Origin of the sequence: Streptomyces sp. NBC_00353 (assembly GCF_036108815.1) — a bacterium.
In the GTDB taxonomy this organism is placed as follows: Bacteria; Actinomycetota; Actinomycetes; order Streptomycetales; family Streptomycetaceae; genus Streptomyces.
Map to the genome: position 1 here is coordinate 7,642,128 of NZ_CP107985.1, position 19,388 is coordinate 7,661,515.

Genomic DNA, 19,388 nt, shown 5'->3' on the forward strand with positions numbered 1-19,388 from the left:
GGACCCCCATGCCGACGACCGACGAGCCCGCCCGCACGCCCCGGCGCCCCCTGGGGCGCGGTCCGGGGGGCCGGCCTGCGCCGTCCGCGGCCGGGGCCGCGGTGGTGGCGGGTGACGCCGTCGGTGTGTCCCCCACCTCGCCCCTTCCCGGAACCGGGGAGGCGTCCCCGGACCCTTCGACCGCCGTCACGGACGCCGTCGCGGCACCTGCGGCTGACGCCGTCGCCCCGGCCGACACCGCCGGTCCTGTGGTGCCCGTCGGCGCTGCTGACACCGTCGCCGGCACGGGTCCTGCGGCCCGCGCCGGCACGGACGCCGTCGCGGCGCCTGCTGCCCCCGCCGATACGGTCGCCGTCGCCCCGGCCGACACCGCCGGTCCTGTGGCGTCCACCGACCCCGCTGACACCGCCGCCTCCGGAGCACCCGCCGACGACGGGCGGTTCACCGTTCGGCTGGCCAACTTCGAGGGGCCGTTCGATCTTCTTCTGCAGCTCATCTCGAAGCACAAGCTCGATGTGACCGAGGTCGCCCTCTCCAAGGTCACCGACGAGTTCATGGCCCACATCCGGGCCATGGGGGTGGACTGGGATCTCGACCAGACCACCGAGTTCCTCGTCGTCGCCGCGACTCTGCTCGATCTCAAGGCCGCCCGGCTGCTGCCCGCCGCCGAGGTCGAGGACGAGGCCGATCTCGCGCTGCTCGAAGCGCGGGACCTGCTCTTCGCGAGGCTCCTGCAGTACCGCGCGTACAAACGCATCGCGGAGATCTTCAGTGCCCGGCTGGAGTCCGAGGGGCGGCGCTTTCCCCGGACGGTGGGGCTGGAGCCGCACCATGCCGAGCTGCTGCCCGAGGTGGTGATCAGCATCGGCGCCGAGGGGTTCGCCCGGCTCGCCGTGAAGGCGATGCAGCCGAAGCCCAAGCCGCAGGTGTACGTCGATCACATCCACGCCCCGCTGGTCAGTGTGCGTGAGCAGGCCGAGATCGTCGTGGCGCGGCTGCGGGAAGCGGGGGAGATCACTTTCCGCGCACTCACCGAGGACGCCCCCGACACCCTCACCGTCGTCGCCCGGTTCCTCGCGCTGCTGGAGCTGTACCGGGAGAAGGCCGTCGCCCTGGACCAGGAGGAGGCGCTCGGCGAACTCATGGTGCGCTGGGCCGGGGGCGAGGCGGCCGAGCCCGCGGTGACGGACGAGTTCGATCAAGAGGTGCAGGACATGGACGTACAAGAGGATGTGCAGGCATGAGCGAGCAGCGCCCCACCGGTGCGAGCACCGTCGCGGATCTTGAGCTCAAGCCCGCCCTCGAGGCCGTTCTCATGGTCGTCGACGAACCCGCCACCGAGGAACACCTCGCCAAGGTGCTGGAGCGACCCCGGCGGGCCGTCGCCGACGCGCTGCGGGAGCTGGCCGACGAGTACACCGTGCAGCGCCGCGGTTTCGATCTCCGGCTGGTCGCGGGCGGCTGGCGCTTCTACACGCGCCCGGAGTACGCGGAGGCGGTCGAGGGCTTCGTGCTGGACGGCCAGCAGGCCCGCCTCACCCAGGCGGCTCTGGAGACCCTCGCAGTGGTCGCGTACCGCCAGCCGGTCAGCCGATCGAGGGTCTCTGCGGTACGCGGCGTGAACTGTGACGGCGTGATGCGGACCCTCCTGCAGAGGGGCCTGGTCGAGGAAGCGGGCGCGGAACCCGAAACAGGTGCGATCCTGTACAGGACGACGAACTACTTTCTGGAGCGGATGGGCCTACGTGGCCTGGATGAGCTCCCGGAGCTCGCGCCCTTCCTCCCCGAGGCGGACGCGATCGAGGCTGAGACGCTAGAGGGTGTGCCGTCGTTCGATCCGGACGCACCGGACACCCCGGATACTCACGCAGACGACAAGACGGAATTTTGATGCGAAGCAGTGGCAGGAACAGCGGAAGCGGCAGCGGCAAGAGCGGCGGCAACCGGAACCCCCGGGGTGGCGGCGCCGGGCGCGACGACAGGCAGGACAAGCGTCCCCGCAAGCCCCGCCCCGAGGAGCGCCGCTACGACGTGGGCGGCACCGGGGCCGGCGAGAAGAGCGGCGACGGCCCCCGCAAGGGCCGGGGCGCCGCAGCCCGCGGTGGCGCCAAGGGCGGTCCGAAGCCCCCGCAGGGCGGCGCGAGGAGCGGCGGCCCGCGGCGTGGACCGCAGGGCGCCCCGTCCCGCTCGCGCGAGCTCGACGCCAAGATCGAGCAGCGCAACCGGGACAGGTACGCGAACAAGCCCGACATCAAGACGCCCAAGACCCACCCGGGCGCCGAGCAGGAGGGCGAGCGTCTGCAGAAGGTCCTGGCCAGGGCCGGCATGGGCTCGCGCCGTGCGTGCGAGGAGCTGATCGAGCAGTCCCGCGTCGAGGTCAACGGCGAGATCGTCGTCGAGCAGGGCATGCGCGTCGATGTGCACAAGGACGAGATCAAGGTCGACGGTCTGACCGTCGCCGCCCAGTCGTACCTCTTCTTCGCGCTGAACAAGCCCGCCGGTGTCGTCTCCTCGATGGAGGACCCGGACGGCCGCCAGTGCCTCGGCGACTACGTCACCAACCGTGAGACGCGGCTCTTCCACGTCGGCCGGCTGGACACCGAGACCGAGGGCATCATCCTGCTCACCAACCACGGCGAGCTGGCCCACCGGCTGACCCACCCGAAGTACGGCGTGAAGAAGACCTACCTGGCCGCCATCCAGGGACCGCTCCCGCGCGACCTGGGCAAGCACCTCAAGGACGGCATCCAGCTGGAGGACGGGTACGCCCGCGCCGACCACTTCCGCGTCGTCGAGAACACCGGCAAGAACTACCTGGTCGAGGTGACCCTCCACGAGGGCCGCAAGCACATCGTCCGAAGGATGCTGGCCGAGGCCGGCTTCCCGGTCGAGCGGCTGGTGCGGACGTCCTTCGGGCCGATCCCGCTGGGCGACCAGAAGTCCGGCTGGCTGCGCCGCCTCACCAACACCGAGGTGGGCATGCTGATGGGCGAGGTCGGTCTGTAGTCCGCGTCCGGCGTCCGCTGTACGGCCCGCGGCCGGTTCCTGGTTTCGATTTTCGAACAGGAAACCGGCCGCGGGCCTTTTGCTGCCGTCGAATCGCCTTTATAGTCAAGTTGACTATTAAGGAGGCGGGCGTGAGTCTCGCGGACATCCTCGATCCCCTGCAGCAACCCCTGGTGACAGTCCTGGACACCCCGGTCGGCTGGACCGAGGTGCTCGGCTTCGGCAGCGGGGCGCTGTGCGTCTGGCTCGTGGCCCGCCAGCATCTCGCCAACTGGCCGATCGGCATCGCCAACAACCTCTTCTTCATCCTGCTGTTCACCCAGTCCGGTCTGTACGCCGACGCCGGCCTGCAGATCGTCTTCATCGCCCTTGCCGCGTACGGCTGGTGGACCTGGACCCACGGGGGTGGACCAGGCTCGCCGGACCTGCCGGTGCGCAGCACCAGCCGCACCGAATGGATCCGGCTGTGCGCGGCAGGGGTGCTGGGGACCGCCGGTCTGACCGTTCTCCTCAGCCACGCCACCGACTCGACCGTGCCGTTCTGGGACGCCCTGACGACCGCGCTGTCCTTGGCTGCGACGTACGGGCAGTGCCGAAAGCTCGTCGAGTCGTGGTGGCTGTGGATCGCCGCCGACATCGTGTACATCCCGCTGTACGCGTACAAGGAGCTCTATCTGACCTCCCTGCTGTACGCCGGCTTCCTGACGCTGTGCCTGGTCGGACTGCGCAACTGGAAGCGTGATCTCTACGTTCCGCAGCGGGAGTTGGCGGAGGTGGCAGGGTGACGCGGTTCAGTCACGGGCTCGTGCTCGGCAAGTTCTATCCGCCGCACGCCGGCCATCACCACCTCGTCCGCACCGCCCAGGACCGCTGCGAGCGGCTGACCGTCCTGGTCTGCGCCGCCTCCGTCGAGTCCGTCCCCCTCGCCGACCGGGTGGCCTGGATGCGGGAGGTGCACCCGGACGCACGGGTCGTCGGCGCCGTCGACGACACCCGGATGGATCTCCACGACCCGGCGATCTGGGATGCCCACATGGCCGTCTTCAAGGGGGCCGTCCGGGAAAAGGTCGATGCGGTCTTCACCTCGGAGCCGTACGGGGACGAACTGGCCCGCCGGTTCGGTGCCGAATCCGTCTGCGTCGACCCCGACCGTACGGTCTTCCCGGTCTCCGGCACAGCCGTCCGCAAGGACCCGGTCGGCTGCTGGGACTTCCTCGAACCGCCCGTACGGGCCGCGCTCACCCGCCGCATCGTCGTCCTCGGCGCCGAGTCCACCGGCACCACCACGATGGCGCAGGCCCTCACCGATCACTACCGCCGACGCGGCGGCGTCTGGGCACAGACCCGGTATGTCGCCGAGTACGGGCGGGAGTTCAGCGAACAGAAGCTGGCCGCGCTGCGCACCCGGTGGCCCCGGGCGCAGTGGGAGGACGTCGCCTTCACCACCGACGACTTCCCGCTGATCGCCGCGGCCCAGAACGCCAAGGAGGAGGCGGCTGCCCGGACCGGGTCCCCGGTGCTCTTCTGCGACACCGACTCCTTCGCCACCACCCTCTGGCACGAGCGGTACATCGGAGGCCGCAACCCGCGCGTCGAGGAGACCGCCGACCGGGTCGCCCATCACCTGTGGCTGCTCACCGACCACGAGGGCGTCGCCTTCGAGGACGACGGGCTGCGCGACGGCGAGGAGCTGCGGCCCTGGATGACCGACCGTTTCCGGATCGAACTCACCCGTACCGGGCGGCAGTTCATCGAACTCACCGGACCGCACCGGCAACGCCTGGACGCCGCGGTCGACGCCGTCGACGCTGTGCTCGCGGCGGGCTGGGACTTCGCCGCACCCCTCCCGGAGCGACGATGAGCACCGGCGCCCCCGAGGGCTACGACCCGTACGCCTTCGAACCGTTCGCGGTCACCGTCGACCTCGCCGTCTTCACGGTCCGCGACGGCCGGCTGCACGTCCTGCTCGTCGAGCGCGGCGAGGACCCGTACAAGGGCCACTGGGCGCTGCCCGGCGGCTTCGTGCTGCCCCGCGAGTCCGCCGAGGACGCCGCCCGCCGGGAGCTCGCGGAGGAGACCGGGCTGACCGAGGCAACCGTCTCCGCACTCCACCTGGAGCAGCTGCGCACCTACAGCGATCCGGACCGCGACCCCAGGATGCGGGTCGTCTCCGTCGCGTACACCGCACTCATTCCCGATCTGCCCGAGCCGCGTGGCGGCGGGGACGCGGCCAACGCCCGCTGGTGGGACGCCGGAGCACTCGGCGCGCTCGCCTTCGACCACGACCGCATCCTCACCGACGCGCACGACCGGATCGGCGCCAAACTCGAGTACACCTGCATTGCGACGGCCTTCTGCCCGGCCGAATTCACCCTGGGCGAGCTCCAGCAGGTGTACGAGACGGTCTGGGGCGTCGAGCTCGACCGGCCCAACTTCCGGCGCAAGGTCCTCACCACGCCCGGCTTCGTCCAGGCCGTGGAGGGATCACCGCGCCGCACCGGCGGACGGGGGAAACCGGCCGCTCTGTACCGGGCGGGTGCCGCCACCGCCCTGCACCCTCCACTTCTGCGACCGGAAGGACGAAGCGCATGATCGTGACCCGGACCATCACCAAACAGGCCGCCACCGGCGCACTGACCGGGCTCGCCCTCGGCGACGCGCTGGGCTTCCCGACCGAGTTCAACAATGTGCCGTCGATCCTCGCCAAGTGCGGGCCGTGGCGGCAGATGCGGCTGCCGAACCCCGCGTTCGTCAGCGACGACACGCAGATGACGCTGGCCCTCGCGCGGGGCATCCGCACCGCCATGGACCGCGGACTGCTCACCCCGCTGCGGCTGGTCCGGCCGGTGCGCGAGGAGTTCGTCGATTGGTACCACTCGCCGGACAACAACCGCGCCCCCGGCCGCACCTGTATGAGCGCCTGCCGGCTGCTCGACAGCGAACGGCCCTGGCAGGAGGCCAGCCAGACCGGCTCCAAGGGATGCGGCGCCAATATGCGGGTGGCGCCGGTCGGGCTCGTACCGGGGCTGAGCGAGGAACAGCGCTCCGGTGCGGCGCAGTTGCAGGCCGCCCTCACACACGGCCATCCCACGGCGCTCGCCGCCTCCGACCTGATGGCACGCGCGGTGTATCTGTTGGCGCAGGGTGCGGAGCCGACGGGGCTGATCGGGCAGCTGCGTTCGTACGCGTACGAGAACGGCAGCCGCTACCTCACGCGCTGGCTCGGCGACCTGTGGCGGTACGCGGGTGACGACTCGGGCGAGAGCTACATCCAGCGCGGCTGGGACGAGTGCCTGACCGCACTGGGCCGAGTCCAGGACGCCCTGCGCGACCCGTCACCGGAGACCGACCCGTGCGAGGCGACCGGCGACGGCTGGATCGCCGAGGACGCCCTCGCCACGGCCCTGCACTGCTTCCTGCTCTTCCCCGACGAACCGGTCACCGCACTGCGCCGGGCCGCCTGCACCCGCGGCGACTCGGACTCCATCGGCTGCCTGACCGGGGCGCTGGCCGGGGCGCATCTGGGGGCCGGGGCGTGGCCCAAGGAGTGGTCGGAGCGGATCGAGTACCGCAGCGACCTGCTGTCGCTGGGGGCGCTCTGGGACTCTTGACCCATGCGTACGGAAACGATCCACCTCCACGAGGCCGGGCTGCCGGTCACGGACTTCGGCCCGGTCCTCGCCGAAGAGCCGGGACCCCTGCTGTTCGCCACGGTCTCCGGGGCGCATCTGTACGGGTTTCCGTCCCGGGACTCGGACGTGGACCTGCGGGGGGTCCACCTCCTGCCGGCCGAGGACCTGGTGGGGCTGCGCGAACCGGACGAGACACGCTCGCGGATGTGGGACCGGGAAGGGGTCGAGATGGACCTCGTCACCCACGATCTGCGGAAGTTCGTCCGGCTGATGCTGAAGCCGAACGGCTATGTGCTGGAGCAGCTGCTGTCGCCGCTGGTGGTGCACACGAGTGAGCTGCACGCGGAACTGATCGAGCTGGCGCCCGCGGTACTGACGCGCAACCACGCGCACCACTACCGGGGTTTCGCGAACACGCAGCGGCGGCTGTTCGAGAGGACCGGCGAACTGAAACCGCTGCTCTACACATTCCGGGCGCTGCTGACCGGCATTCATCTGATGCGCAGTGGCGAGGTGCTCGCGCATCTGCCGACGCTCCTGGGGGACGTGGCGGCGCCCGCGTATCTGCCCGAGCTGATCGAGACGAAGGCCGCGGCCGAGCACGGGGGAGCGGGGGGTGTGGACGGTGCGGTCGTGTCCCGGGACGTCGAGGCGCTGCACCGGGTGCTGGACGAGGCGCAGACGGAGTCGGGGCTGCCGGATGGCGCGGGAGGGTTCGACGGGCTGCACGAACTCGTGGTGCGAGCGCGGCTGAAAGGGCTCGGGACTCTGTCCTCAAGCTCCCCCACAGCCTGAGGGACATGATCGGTTGTCGTACGTCTGCGGCCCGTCCGCCGGGACGTCGCGGACACCGGTCAGGGCGGCCGGTCACCCCTTGTCGGGCAATGATGCGGACGCCCTGCGGGTGCGGACGAGGAAGTCCTCCACCCGGGCCCGGTCCGGCTCCGGTGGGAGCGGGGAGCCCGGTGCCGACGCGTCGTTCTCCTCGGCCAGCCGCGTCATGCGGCGCTCCACCTCCGGCCACGGGACCTCGCCCCGCTTCACCGCGAGCAGGTCCTCCCTGGCCTCGCCCACCTCGATCGTCAGCTCGCCCGTACGCAGCAGATCCCGGCCGCTCGCCAGCAGTCGCAGCAGATGCATGGCGTGCTTCCAGCGCGGCGCACCGTACTGCCGGACATCCGCCTCCAGCTTCTTGCGCTGCCCCAGCGCGTAGCGGACGAAGGTCTGGTGGGCGAGGCGGGACAGGAACGCGCCGCGCAGGGAGAGGAGTTCATGGCCGACCGCGTCGGCCCGTTCCACCAGCGGCGAGTGGAGGCACTCCAGCACATTGGGGTTGGCGCGCAGCGCCAGTTCGCAAAAGCGCTCCAGCTCCCAGGAGAACTGCTCCTGCGCCGGGCCCTCGACATGCGTCGGCGGTTTGTCGAACCGCCAGAACAGCGGGGTCGGCGCCAGGTAGACACCGCGCCGGTCGGTGTCGCTGTCGCCCGTGGCCAGCCCGAACGCACGTGAGCCCATCACACAGGAGTAGACCGTGTGATCGCGTACGAGAGTCTCGGCATCGGGGGTGATCATGCGGGTGAGGGTACGCGAGGGGGCCTCGTGTGCTTCGTCGTCCGGGCAGGGGGACAGCATGCGCCGCGGGGCGGTGCGGACGCGGAGGTCGCCGAGGCCGCGTTGCCGGCGGATGTCCTTGGCCGTCGGTCCGACGGCGGCCGTCGGGCCCCGAGTGGCAGAAGCCCTGGTTCTGATCGACATTGTCGATAATCCATCCCCTTCGGAAGGGCAGAACCATGGCAGGAAACGACCTCGGCAGTCTGCTGGGCGGCTTGCTGGGCGGCGGAAGCCAGGGCGGGGGTTCCGGCAACGCCGGGAACATCCTCGGAGCACTGCTGGGCACGCTGGGCGGCAACACGGGCGGCGGGGGCGGGGGCGGTGCGAACGCTCTTGAGGGCCTGATCGGGATGCTCACCAAGTCCGGCCTTCTCGACCAGGCCCAGTCCTGGGTCGGGACCGGTGAGAACAAGCCGGTCAGCGGCGCCCAGATCGCGCAGGCGCTGCCGGACGAAACCCTGCAGAAGGTCGCCCAGGATGCGGGGGTGTCGACGGAGCAGGCGGCCGACGACATCGCCAGGTCGCTGCCCGAGGCGGTCGACAAGCTGACCCCCGCGGGCGAGGTCCCGAAGGGCGGCTCGCTCGAGGACCTGATCCGGGCGCAGGCGCTCTGAGCGTTCCGGGCCGGCCGAACCCCGTATCGACTTCCTGTACAGTTGTCCAGGAAATCGATACGGGAGGCCATCCGCCATGCACATCGCAGCCCAGGTGCTGGTCGCACTGGTCGCGCTGATCCACGCCTATTTCCTGGTGCTCGAAATGTTCCTGTGGGACACCGCGCGCGGCCGGAAGGTCTTCGCCACCACCCCGGCGTTCTCCCGGGAGAGCGCCCGGCTCGCCGCGAACCAGGGCCTGTACAACGGGTTCATGGCCGCCGGACTCGTCTGGAGTCTGATCGCGGGCGACCCTGTCGCGTACCAGGCGCAGATCTTCTTCCTCGGCTGCCTGATCGTCGCCGGGGTGTACGGAGCGGCCACCGTGAGCCGCAAGATCCTGCTCGTCCAGGCGGCCCCCGCCGCCACGGCCCTCGTCCTCGTCCTGCTCGCGGGCTGAGCCCATGACGCCCGCAGCGACGGCAGGCGGCGGAGACCCGCGTACGGCACGCACCCGCGGCAAGCTCCGCGAGGCGCTTCTCGCGGCCTGCGAGGAACAGCCACTCGACGAGGTCAGCGTCTCCGACGTGGTCCGCAGGGCCGGAGTCGGCCGGGCCACCTTCTATCTGCACTACGACGATCTGCGCGCCCTGGCCGTGGACGCCTGCGCGGAGATCGTCCGGCAGGCGGTCGAGGCCCTGCACGCCTGGGACGAGGTGCCGCCCGGTCCCGAGGCGCCCCCCGCCGAGCTCGTCGCCCTGCTGGAGGCAGTCCGCACCCGGGCCGAGGTCTACCGGAGCCTGCTGCGCGCCGGCGGCGGCGGACCGCTCGGCGAGCTGCTGCACCAGGAGCTGCGGCAGCGCAGCATCAGCGAACTGCGCCGTCGCCGCCCTCCGGGCTCCGCGGAGGACCTGATCGCGAGCGCCGTCGCCGGACTGTTCACCGGTGTCCTCGCCGACTGGGTGCACGGCCGGACCGATGCCACCCCGGCGCAGCTGGCGGGCGGGATCTGGCGGATGCTGCTGGCCGTGCACACCGCCGCCGCTCCCCGCTGACCTCGCGTCTCACCCACAGAGCACCCCGGCCGCCCGCCGCCCCGCCCCTCTAGGCTGAAATCGCGCAGGCGGGCACAGAGCAGGCGCGACAAGCACGAAACGGCATGAAGAGAAGCGCACGAAGAAGTGAGGAGCCAGACGTGGCGGTACGAGCGGTCCGTGGAGCGGTCCAGCTGGAGCGGGACGAGGCCGGACACATGGACGAGCAGGTCAGCGCCCTGCTCACCGCCGTCCTGGAGCGTAACGGCCTCGTTGCCGACGACCTGATCAGCATCTGGTTCACCGCCACCCCCGATCTGCACAGCGACTTCCCGGCCGCCGCCGCCCGGGGCATCGGCATCGTCGACGTACCGCTGATCTGCGCCCAGGAGCTCGACATCGTGGGGGCGATGCCCCGCGTGGTGCGCATCCTCGCCCATGTCGAGACGTACCTTGCGAAGTCCGAGATACAGCATGTCTACCTCGGTGCCACCGCCGCCCTCCGCAAGGACATTGCCCAGTGAGAACTGCCGTCGTCATCGGAACCGGCCTGGTCGGCACCTCCGCAGCCCTCGCCCTCGCCGGGCGTGGCATCCATGTCCACCTGGTCGACCACGACCCGGCGTCCGCCCGCACGGCGGCCGCGCTCGGCGCCGGTACGGACGAGGCGCCCGAGGGCCGCGTCGACCTGGCGATCGTCGCCGTACCGCCCGCCCATGTGGCCTCGGTGCTCGCCACCGCCATGCGGGACGGCATCGCCCGCGGCTACCTCGACGTCGCCAGCGTCAAGGGCGGCCCCCGCCGCGAGCTGGAAGCCCTCGGCGTCGACCTCACGCCGTACATCGGTACGCACCCGATGGCGGGCAAGGAGCGATCCGGCCCGCTCGCCGCCACCGCCGACCTCTTCGAGGGCCGTCCCTGGGTCCTCACGCCGACCCGGGACACCGACACCGAGGTCCTCAACCTCGCCCTGGAGCTGGTCGCGCTCTGCCGCGCCGTCCCGGTCGTCATGGACGCCGACGCCCACGACCGGGCCGTCGCCCTCGTCTCCCACACCCCGCAGCTGATCTCGTCGATGGTCGCCGCCCGCCTGGAGGAGGCCGACGAGACGGCCGTACGCCTCTGTGGCCAGGGCATAAGAGATGTCACCCGGATCGCGGCCTCCGATCCCCGGATGTGGGTGGAGATCCTCTCCGCCAACCCCGGACCGGTCGCGGACGTGCTCGCCGGGGTCGCCGCCGATCTCGAGGGGACGGTCCGGGCGCTGCGCAGCCTCCAGTCCGGCGACGACGACAAGCGCCGCGAAGGCACCGACTCCATCGAGGACGTCCTGCGCCGCGGCAACGCGGGCCGGGTCAGGGTCCCCGGGAAGCACGGGGCGGCCCCGGCGGCATACGACATCGTGGCCGTTCTCATCAGCGACCGGCCGGGCGAGCTGGCCGGGATCTTCGCGGACGCGGGCAAGGCCGGGATCAACGTCGAGGACGTCCGTATCGAGCACGCCACCGGGCAGCAGGCCGGCCTGGTGCAGCTGATGGTCGAGCCGAGCGTGGCCCCGGCACTCGCCTCGGCGCTTCGCGAGCGGGGCTGGTCGATCCGCCAGTAGGCCCTTGGCGGCCGGGGTCCGCGGCAGTTGTCCACAGGGGTGCAAAGGACCGTCCCGACACTCGGTAACCTTGTGCGGGGCGGGTTCGCGCGCCCTCGTCCCGCCCACCCCGTGTACCAGGAAGGTGTCCACCACCGTGGAAACCGTAAGCGCCGCAGCCCGGACGGCCCCGGCCGCAGTGATCGTCGCCATCGACGGGCCCTCCGGCACCGGCAAGTCGAGCACGTCGAAGGCCGTCGCCGCAAAGCTCGGCCTGAGCTACCTGGACACCGGTGCCCAGTACCGGGCGATCACCTGGTGGATGCTGAACAACGGCATCGACGTGCAGGACGCCGTGGAGGTCGCGACCGCCGCGTCGAAGCCGGTCATCGTCTCCGGCACGGACCCGGCCGCCCCGACGATCACGGTCGACGGCGAGGACGCCGCAGGCCCGATCCGTACGCAGGAGGTCACCTCGAAGGTCAGCGCCGTCAGCGCGGTCCCCGAGGTGCGTGCCCGGATCACCGAGCTGCAGCGGTCCATCGCCGCGGCCGCCGAGATCGGCATCGTCGTCGAGGGCCGTGACATCGGCACCACCGTGCTGCCCGACGCCGACCTCAAGATCTTCCTGACCGCCTCCCCGGAGGCCCGCGCGGCCCGCCGCAGCGGAGAGGTGAAGGGCTCCGATCTCGCCACCACCAAGGAGGCGCTGATAAAGCGGGACACCGCGGACTCCAGCCGCAAGACCTCGCCGCTCGCCAAGGCGGACGACGCGGTCGAGGTGGACACCACCGACCTGACCCTGCAGCAGGTCATCGAGTGCGTCGTCACCCTTGTCGAGGAGAAGCGGGCCGCGAAGTGACCGCAGCCTCGGGCACGCCCACGCTGCGCGGAGCGGCGGTCGGGCGCGGGATCGGCATCGGGCTGATGTACGGGCTGTGGAAGCCCCGCGTCCTCGGTGCGTGGCGGGTACCCGCCTCTGGACCCGTCATACTCGCGGTGAACCACTCCCACAACATCGACGGACCGATGCTGATGGGCACCGCGCCCCGGCCCGTCCACTTCCTGATCAAGAAAGAGGCGTTCGTAGGCCCCCTCGACCCGTTCCTGCGCGGAATCGGTCAGCTGAAGGTGGACCGTACGAGCGCCGACCGCACCGCCATCACCCAGGCCCTCGGTGTACTGGAGAACGGCGGGGTGCTCGGGATCTTCCCGGAGGGCACCCGGGGCGAAGGAGACTTCGCCTCGCTGCGGGCCGGGCTCGCGTACTTCGCGGTACGCAGCGGGGCGCCGATCGTGCCCGTGGCCGTCATGGGAAGCACCGAGCGCCGCGGACGGTTGATATCGGCACTGCCGCCGCTGCGCAGCGGGGTCGACGTCGTCTTCGGCGATCCCTTTGACGCGGGCGACGGAAGTGGCCTGCGGACCCGGAAGGCGCTGGACGAAGCGACCGTACGGATTCAGGCACGGCTGACCTCGCACCTGGAGAACGCCAGGCGTTTCACCGGGCGCTAGGTAAGACTTGAGTAGTGGGCCGCGTGATCGTGGTCCATCGATGATGATGCAAAGAGGAACGGACTTCATGAACGACCAGATTCACTCCGACGGCTCGGACCACGAGCACGGAGCGCTTGGCGACGCCGAGTACGCGGAGTTCATGGAGCTCGCAGCGCAGGAGGGCTTCGACGTCGAGGACGTCGAGGGCGCGATCGACGAAGCGGGTCACGGCCCGCTGCCCGTCCTTGCCGTCGTCGGCCGCCCCAACGTCGGCAAGTCGACCCTGGTGAACCGGATCATCGGCCGCCGCGAGGCGGTCGTCGAGGACAAGCCCGGCGTCACCCGGGACCGTGTCACGTACGAGGCCGAATGGGCCGGCCGCCGCTTCAAGGTCGTCGACACCGGCGGCTGGGAGCAGGACGTGCTGGGCATCGACGCCTCCGTCGCCGCCCAGGCGGAGTACGCGATCGAGGCCGCCGACGCGGTCGTCTTCGTCGTCGACTCGACCGTCGGCGCGACCGACACCGACGAGGCCGTCGTCAAGCTGCTGCGCCGGGCCGGCAAGCCCGTCGTGCTGTGCGCCAACAAGGTCGACGGCCAGAGCGGCGAGGCCGACGCCACCGCGCTCTGGTCGCTCGGTCTCGGCGAACCGCACCCGGTCTCCTCGCTGCACGGCCGTGGCACCGGCGATCTGCTCGACGCCGTCCTCGAAGCACTGCCCGAGGCCCCGGCCCAGCGCTTCGGCACCGCGCTCGGCGGCCCGCGCCGCATCGCGCTCATCGGCCGTCCGAACGTCGGCAAGTCCTCGCTGCTGAACAAGGTGGCGAACGAGGACCGGGTCGTCGTCAACGAAATGGCCGGCACCACCCGTGACCCGGTCGACGAGCTGATCCAGCTCGGCGGCATCACCTGGAAGTTCATCGACACGGCCGGTATCCGCCGCCGCGTCCACCTCCAGGAGGGCGCGGACTACTACGCCTCGCTGCGTACCGCGGCCGCCGTCGAGAAGGCCGAGGTCGCCGTCGTACTGATCGACGCCAGCGAGTCCATCAGCGTCCAGGACCAGCGCATCATCACCATGGCCGTGGAGGCCGGGCGCGCGCTCGTGGTCGCGTACAACAAGTGGGACACCCTCGACGAGGAGCGCCGCTACTACCTGGAGCGCGAGATCGAGACGGAGCTCGCGCAGATCGCGTGGGCCCCCCGGGTCAACGTCTCGGCCCTCACCGGCCGCCACATGGAGAAGCTGGTCCCGGCGATCGAGACCGCGATCGAGGGCTGGGAGACCCGGATCCCGACCGGTCGGCTGAACGCCTTCCTCGGTGAGATCGTCGCCTCCCACCCGCACCCGGTCCGCGGCGGCAAGCAGCCCCGCATCCTCTTCGGCACCCAGGCCGGCACCAAGCCGCCGCGGTTCGTGCTCTTCTCCTCCGGCTTCCTCGAGCACGGCTACCGCCGCTTCGTCGAGCGCCGGCTGCGCGAGGAGTTCGGCTTCGAGGGCACCCCGATCCACATCTCGGTGCGGGTCCGCGAGAAGCGCGGCCGCAAGAAGTGACGCGGGCCTGATCAGCCCCGTTCCGGCCGCATGGGGCCGGACATGACGAAGCCCCGTACCGTCCCTGCTGTGAACGGTGCGGGGCTTCGTCGCGCCCGGGCTTCGCCGTACGGTCAGGCTCCCCGGGATCCCGGGGGCAGCGCCGCCGGCTGGGGGCGCCCGGCGTGCCGGCCGACCCGCTGCCAGGAACCGAGGCTTCCGGTGTGCGCGCCCGGGCCGGAGTGGCCGGAATGGCCGGAGTGGCCCGAGTGGCTGGAGTGGCCGCTCAGCGGGGCCCGGCTGCCGAACATACCGGTCCCGAACGCCACGAAGCCCAGGTTCTCCTCGCCGCTCCGATCACCTGGCAGCGCCCGGAACGACCGGCGGTACTCGGAGTACAGCGCGTCGTAGATCGGGGTGTGGGACTGACCGCCCGAGCGGTCCTGCGACGGACGCATGGCAGGGATCGGGCTCGGGCGCTGGTGGGAGGGGTCGTATGAGTGCACGTATGTGCCAACGACCCCATCGGCCGTCGGATGCGGGCCCGGCGGAGAAATAGCTGTTCGCCGGGGGTGCGAGGAGCGTACGGACATGATCAGGTCCCGGCCAGCGGCATCGCGGCCGCGACCAGGAGGCCGCTTGCCGCGGCCTTCTCCAGAGCGTCGCGCAGCAGGTCCTCGCGGGGCTGCTGGCCGATCGATCCGACCGGAGCGGCGAAGACGAGCACGGTCTGAGACTTGTTGGCCGCGGCCCGCCAGCCCTCGGTGACCTGCAGTGGTGCATGTGCCTGCCACCAGGCGACGGGGGCGCCGCCGCCCGTCCCCGGCTGGAGGACGGCGTGCAGCTGGCCCATGGCGAGCAGGATCGACCAGCCGTGCAGCACGGCGGGCACCTGGTCCATCCGGTGGACCGGGTGAAAGCCTTGCTCCAACAGAAGCTGCAGGAACTCGTCGCCCCCGCTGCCGTACGCGCCGGGGCGGGTGATCGCGCCGGTCGGCTCGACGACAAGCGCCGGGTGGAGCTCGTCATCGATCAGGACGAGCCCGCTGGTGATGCCCAGGACGGCCTGCTCGGGCATGAGGCCCTCCGGTGTCTCCGGCTCGCTGCCGGTGATGCTGCGCACGGCGCCCTGCAGCTGCTCCTCGGAGACCTGGACCACCTGGGAGGGGATGCAGGTCGCGTGGGCGAAGGCGAGCACGGCGGTCTCGTCGCCGACGAACAGCACCGTGCTGGTGCGCTCCTGCTCCGAGTCGCCCGGAGTGCGGCAGGAGGTGCAGTCGTAGCTGCCTGGGGCGTTGTCGCCGACGAGCAGCCGATCGGCTTCGGCATCGCCGATCTCGGCGCGTACGTCCTCGCTGACGTCGAGCATGCGCGGCACGGGTGGCTCCTCGAACTCGGTGCGTGCGCCGGGCGGTTCCCGGCTCATGAACAGACAACGGGTGAGCTGCGGCCGGGGTCACGCGGGAAAAGGAACGGAATCGAACCATCCGGCGCAGAGGGTGAATCGGGGGACCGATGGGTTTACTCCCGGTCGATACCCGCTGATCCAACCCGCATCGGCGAGACCGGGCGAGGAAGGGGAGGGGACGACGACAGGTCGACAAATCAGGAAAACAGGGAATGTATCCACTGGCTGAAAGTCGTCTATGCGTTGAGCGCGGCTGGAGCCGAGCCCCGCAGCAGGCCGATCCGGATTGCGGACGCCGGCTGTCCGCAACCGCTGGCAGACTCGTCCCATGTTGGAGACCTCGGCACGACTGCTGCGCCTGCTCTCACTGCTGCAGGCCCACCGGGACTGGTCCGGCGCCGAGCTCGCCGACCGGCTCGGCGTCACCCCCCGGACCGTCCGCCGCGACGTCGACAAGCTGCGGGAGCTCGGCTATCCCGTCAACGCAAGCCCTGGTACCGGCGGCGGCTACCAGCTCGGTGCCGGGGCCGAGCTGCCGCCGTTGCTCCTCGACGACGAGGAGGCCGTCGCGGTCGCGGTCGGGCTGCGCACAGCGGCCGGCAACGGCGTGGAGGGCATCGGGGAGACCTCCGTACGCGCACTCGCCAAGCTCGAGCAGGTACTGCCGAACAGGCTGCGCCGGCGGGTGAGCGCGCTGGGCGCCTTCACCGTGCCCATGCTGCGCGGCCCCGACGCGTCGACCGTCGATCCGGGGGTTCTCACCGAGCTGGCCGGGGCCTGCCGGGACTGCGAGCGGCTGCGCTTCGCGTACCGCGCCCATGACGGCTCCGTATCGCGCCGGACCGTCGAACCCCACCGGCTGGTGTGCACAGAGCGCCGTTGGTATCTCGTCGCCTGGGACCTGGACCGCGCGGACTGGCGTACCTTCCGGGCGGACCGGATCACCCCCGCACCGCCGCACGGTCCCCGTTTCGTCCCGCGCCGCCCGCCCGCCGACGACCTGGCCGCGTATGTCTCCAAGGGCGTCTCCACCGCCGCGTACGCGGCGCGTGCCGTGATCCGGCTGAAGGTGCCCGTCGAGCGGGCGGCCGAGCGGATCTCGCCGTCCTCGGGTGTGCTGGAGCGGATCGACGAGGACAGCTGCCTGCTGCGCACCGGGGCGGCCGGTCTGGACGTTCTGGTGATCCATGTGATGCTCATGGGCTTCGACTTCGAAGTCGTCGAGCCGCAGGAGCTCACCGACGCGATCAGGACCGCCCGGGACCGGCTGTCCCGGGCGCTCGACTGAACCGTGCCGCGCTCTTTCGTCTGTCAACTCGCTGTGTCCGGTATACGGGTGGATGTGGGCGGCCGTCCCGGTCCGATGGTGTGGATATCGTGTCCAAAAGATAAGGACGCCATAAGGAAGCGTGAATTCCCGGTGGTCGGTTTCATTTTCCGTACACCGCCCGGGACGGGAATTTCCACTACCTGGGATGCCGAAATTTGTTTGGTTTCTCCGCGCGTTCCGAGATCATTCTTCGGCTTCCGCGATTACTGTGCGTCGGCTTACGGACCGCACGTTCGAGTGAACCAGTTCGAGTAAACGTGTGTAGTGATCCTGTGACACAAGCGTGACCGGTGGCGTACGTGAGGATGCCGCGCCGCCGCCGGAGCCAGGCTTCCGTACCCGTCCGGGGCCGCCTACGGTGAGAGACATGGCACCTATACCGACTCCTCCCGCACAGCCCGACGACACACCCGGCGCGTACGTCGGCCTCGCCGCCGAAGCCGCCGAGCGGAGGGCCCGTGCGCGTGGCTGGAGCAGCGTCAGATCCCTGCCGCCGGGCGCGATCATCACCATGGAGTACCGGGCCGGACGGATCAACTTCGAGGTCGACGACGCCGTCGTGACCCGCTGCTGGGTGGGCTGAGACCCACAGCGGCTGCGACAGACCCGCGACACGAGCAAGGCCCCGACCGAGGTCGGGGCCTTGACTGTGCGGGGAGAGGCTGTGCGTACCGTCCCCGACGCGTGGGGGTTCGGTCCGTCAGCCGCCGCTCATCGGGCGGGCCGGGCTGGTGCCGCCGCGCGGCGTACGGTCCGCGTGCGGCGGGCGGCGGCTGCCGGCCGGGGTGATGGGCGTCCGCTCCGAGCGCACCGTGTGCGTCGTATGGGCCCGTGGCCGGGCACCCGCCGCCGGGGCCGCGGCCCCCGCGTGGCTTCCCGCGGCGACCGGTTCGAGCGCCGGGTCCTCGTCCATGGCGTCGGCACCGGCGTGCCGCGGCAGCAGCACGGTCCGGGGGCCGCCGGCCGCGACAGGCACCGAAGGCACTGCCCTGCCCCGCGCGCGCCACTGCTCGCGCACCGCGAAGATCCAGTCCTCGGCACGGGTGATCAGCGGCTCGACCCACGGCAGGCCCAGCAGGATCAGCAGTCCCGCGGCCCAGCCCAGCAGCACATCGCTGAGCCAGTGCGTGCCGAGATAGACGGTCGTGAGCCCGACCCCGAGCGAGACCACTGCCGAGAGGGCCGACAGATAGCGCCTGGCCCTCGGGGTGGTGGCCAGGTAGGCAAGGATTCCCCAGGTCACGACCGCGTTGGCGGTGTGCCCGGACGGGAATATATCGCCGCCGGCGAAGAGCTCCGCGGAGCCGATCTGGGTCGCGTAGTGCGGGCCGAGCCGGCCCAGGCCGAGCTTGACCGCACCCACCGTCAGGTTGAGCAGCAGCAGTGAGGCGCCCAGCGTGAGCAGGGGCCGCAGCGTGTGCTGCCGCCAGGAGCGCCAGCCGAGCCAGCAGGCGACCATCACGGCCGTGGGGCCTCGCTGGCCCAGGACGACGTAGTAGTCGAGGAAGGCGTGGATTCCGGGCCACTGCTGGTAGGGCCGGAACAGCATGACCTTCCAGTCCAGGGTCACCAGCCAGGAGCCGATCAGTACGGCAAAGACGATGGCGAGATAGAACGCCAACGTCCCGCCGAAGAGAGCGATGCGGTGACGGCTCATCCGCGGTGGCTCTATCTTCGGCGGTTCCGGCTCCCGGTCCAGCCGGGCAAAGATGTCGGTACGCACCCAATCGACGTTACAGCGAGTGAGTGCGCGTTCCGGTCGATCCGGCCGCTTTGTGATGACGATGTGATGTGGACTATGTCTCAGCCGGGCATCTTTTCCTGACCGTTCGGCGAATCCCGGCGACCTTCCGATCTATTTTCCCGCACTCATTTCGGAAGGGTGTTTGAGTGTCCGTGAATAACAAAAATCGATGCCGTATGCATTTCTCCGGCCGTCACGCCCGGGTGAACGGACGGTGCTGAGGCGGTCACGGGGCGAGTCCGGTGTGCGTCCACGGCGGCGGCGGGCGCCGTCCGGCCGGGGCCGGATGCGGGATCCGGCGTGGCGTACGCCACACTCCGTGGCCCGCCGCGGTATGAGATGGACCACGTGTGGCCACGCCGAACTCGCGTACGCTGACGGATCACTCGCCCGTCGATGCCGGGCCTGGAGGGG

Annotated in this window: 22 protein-coding genes; 18 read left to right on the top strand and 4 right to left on the bottom strand. The window is 70.8% G+C overall.

Annotated elements, in window-relative coordinates; all coding sequences use genetic code 11:
• Positions 1-8: 8 nt before the first annotated feature.
• The 8 genes from OHA88_RS34460 (at position 9) to OHA88_RS34495 (ending at position 7,433) form a co-directional block, all read left to right on the top strand.
• Entirely contained in the window at positions 9-1,244 is a 1,236-nt protein-coding gene (locus OHA88_RS34460) for a segregation and condensation protein A (protein WP_328628369.1), read from the top strand.
• Positions 1,241-1,891: an SMC-Scp complex subunit ScpB gene (gene scpB / locus OHA88_RS34465; RefSeq protein WP_030977295.1), complete on the top strand. Its 651-nt coding sequence runs from the start codon at positions 1,241-1,243 to the stop codon at positions 1,889-1,891. The genes OHA88_RS34460 and scpB overlap by 4 nt, the downstream gene beginning before the upstream one ends.
• Positions 1,891-3,006 (top strand): pseudouridine synthase, encoded by a 1,116-nt coding sequence (locus OHA88_RS34470; RefSeq protein ID WP_326631375.1) that lies wholly within the window; start codon positions 1,891-1,893, stop codon positions 3,004-3,006. Before scpB ends, OHA88_RS34470 begins: the two co-directional genes overlap by 1 nt.
• Before the next feature lie 131 nt (positions 3,007-3,137).
• The gene (gene pnuC, locus OHA88_RS34475; protein WP_328628370.1) at positions 3,138-3,791 is read left to right on the top strand and encodes a nicotinamide riboside transporter PnuC; all 654 of its coding nucleotides are present in this window, start codon (positions 3,138-3,140) and stop codon (positions 3,789-3,791) included.
• A complete protein-coding gene (locus OHA88_RS34480; protein WP_328628371.1) occupies positions 3,788-4,867 on the top strand; it encodes an AAA family ATPase in 1,080 nt (359 codons plus the stop codon). Before pnuC ends, OHA88_RS34480 begins: the two co-directional genes overlap by 4 nt.
• Positions 4,864-5,598, top strand: a complete 735-nt coding sequence (locus tag OHA88_RS34485; RefSeq protein WP_326631380.1) for an NUDIX hydrolase — start codon at positions 4,864-4,866, stop codon at positions 5,596-5,598. The genes OHA88_RS34480 and OHA88_RS34485 overlap by 4 nt, the downstream gene beginning before the upstream one ends.
• On the top strand, positions 5,595-6,617 hold the full coding sequence (locus tag OHA88_RS34490) for an ADP-ribosylglycohydrolase family protein (RefSeq protein ID WP_328628372.1): 1,023 nt from the start codon (positions 5,595-5,597) through the stop codon (positions 6,615-6,617). The genes OHA88_RS34485 and OHA88_RS34490 overlap by 4 nt, the downstream gene beginning before the upstream one ends.
• Before the next feature lie 3 nt (positions 6,618-6,620).
• The gene (locus OHA88_RS34495; RefSeq protein WP_328628373.1) at positions 6,621-7,433 is read left to right on the top strand and encodes a nucleotidyltransferase domain-containing protein; all 813 of its coding nucleotides are present in this window, start codon (positions 6,621-6,623) and stop codon (positions 7,431-7,433) included.
• A gap of 72 nt (positions 7,434-7,505) precedes the next feature.
• On the opposite strand, the gene OHA88_RS34500 is transcribed toward OHA88_RS34495, so the two are convergent.
• Positions 7,506-8,210, bottom strand: coding sequence for a nucleotidyltransferase domain-containing protein (locus OHA88_RS34500; RefSeq protein WP_328628374.1), 705 nt, complete (start codon positions 8,208-8,210; stop codon positions 7,506-7,508).
• 218 nt (positions 8,211-8,428) lie between these two features.
• Between OHA88_RS34500 and OHA88_RS34505 the strand changes: the two genes are divergently transcribed.
• The 8 genes from OHA88_RS34505 (at position 8,429) to der (ending at position 14,513) form a co-directional block, all read left to right on the top strand.
• The gene (locus OHA88_RS34505; protein WP_328628375.1) at positions 8,429-8,863 is read left to right on the top strand and encodes a YidB family protein; all 435 of its coding nucleotides are present in this window, start codon (positions 8,429-8,431) and stop codon (positions 8,861-8,863) included.
• Between the two features lie 76 nt (positions 8,864-8,939).
• A complete protein-coding gene (locus OHA88_RS34510; protein ID WP_328628376.1) occupies positions 8,940-9,302 on the top strand; it encodes a DUF1304 domain-containing protein in 363 nt (120 codons plus the stop codon).
• A 4-nt stretch (positions 9,303-9,306) separates the two neighbouring features.
• Entirely contained in the window at positions 9,307-9,897 is a 591-nt protein-coding gene (locus tag OHA88_RS34515; RefSeq protein WP_328628377.1) for a TetR/AcrR family transcriptional regulator, read from the top strand.
• 140 nt (positions 9,898-10,037) lie between these two features.
• Positions 10,038-10,400: a chorismate mutase gene (gene aroH / locus OHA88_RS34520; protein ID WP_267005931.1), complete on the top strand. Its 363-nt coding sequence runs from the start codon at positions 10,038-10,040 to the stop codon at positions 10,398-10,400.
• The gene (locus OHA88_RS34525; protein WP_267005932.1) at positions 10,397-11,482 is read left to right on the top strand and encodes a prephenate dehydrogenase; all 1,086 of its coding nucleotides are present in this window, start codon (positions 10,397-10,399) and stop codon (positions 11,480-11,482) included. The genes aroH and OHA88_RS34525 overlap by 4 nt, the downstream gene beginning before the upstream one ends.
• Positions 11,483-11,606: 124 nt before the next feature.
• Positions 11,607-12,323: a (d)CMP kinase gene (cmk, locus tag OHA88_RS34530; protein ID WP_328628378.1), complete on the top strand. Its 717-nt coding sequence runs from the start codon at positions 11,607-11,609 to the stop codon at positions 12,321-12,323.
• Complete coding sequence (locus OHA88_RS34535; RefSeq protein WP_383920619.1) at positions 12,281-12,976, top strand: lysophospholipid acyltransferase family protein; 696 nt, start codon at positions 12,281-12,283, stop codon at positions 12,974-12,976. Before cmk ends, OHA88_RS34535 begins: the two co-directional genes overlap by 43 nt.
• 67 nt (positions 12,977-13,043) lie before the next feature.
• Positions 13,044-14,513, top strand: a complete 1,470-nt coding sequence (gene der / locus OHA88_RS34540) for a ribosome biogenesis GTPase Der (RefSeq protein ID WP_030977265.1) — start codon at positions 13,044-13,046, stop codon at positions 14,511-14,513.
• A gap of 113 nt (positions 14,514-14,626) precedes the next feature.
• Here der and OHA88_RS34545 read toward each other — a convergent pair whose 3' ends face one another.
• Both OHA88_RS34545 and OHA88_RS34550 read right to left on the bottom strand, forming a co-directional pair.
• Positions 14,627-14,950, bottom strand: a complete 324-nt coding sequence (locus OHA88_RS34545; RefSeq protein ID WP_328628379.1) for a hypothetical protein — start codon at positions 14,948-14,950, stop codon at positions 14,627-14,629.
• A gap of 137 nt (positions 14,951-15,087) precedes the next feature.
• Positions 15,088-15,870: a hypothetical protein gene (locus OHA88_RS34550; RefSeq protein ID WP_267008145.1), complete on the bottom strand. Its 783-nt coding sequence runs from the start codon at positions 15,868-15,870 to the stop codon at positions 15,088-15,090.
• Between the two features lie 358 nt (positions 15,871-16,228).
• Between OHA88_RS34550 and OHA88_RS34555 the strand changes: the two genes are divergently transcribed.
• Positions 16,229-17,188, top strand: a complete 960-nt coding sequence (locus tag OHA88_RS34555; protein WP_328628380.1) for a helix-turn-helix transcriptional regulator — start codon at positions 16,229-16,231, stop codon at positions 17,186-17,188.
• Positions 17,189-17,597: 409 nt separating this feature from the next.
• Positions 17,598-17,813 (top strand): I78 family peptidase inhibitor, encoded by a 216-nt coding sequence (locus OHA88_RS34560; protein WP_030917974.1) that lies wholly within the window; start codon positions 17,598-17,600, stop codon positions 17,811-17,813.
• Between the two features lie 117 nt (positions 17,814-17,930).
• On the opposite strand, the gene OHA88_RS34565 is transcribed toward OHA88_RS34560, so the two are convergent.
• Entirely contained in the window at positions 17,931-18,953 is a 1,023-nt protein-coding gene (locus tag OHA88_RS34565) for a phosphatase PAP2 family protein (protein WP_328628381.1), read from the bottom strand.
• Positions 18,954-19,388: the final 435 nt, after the last annotated feature.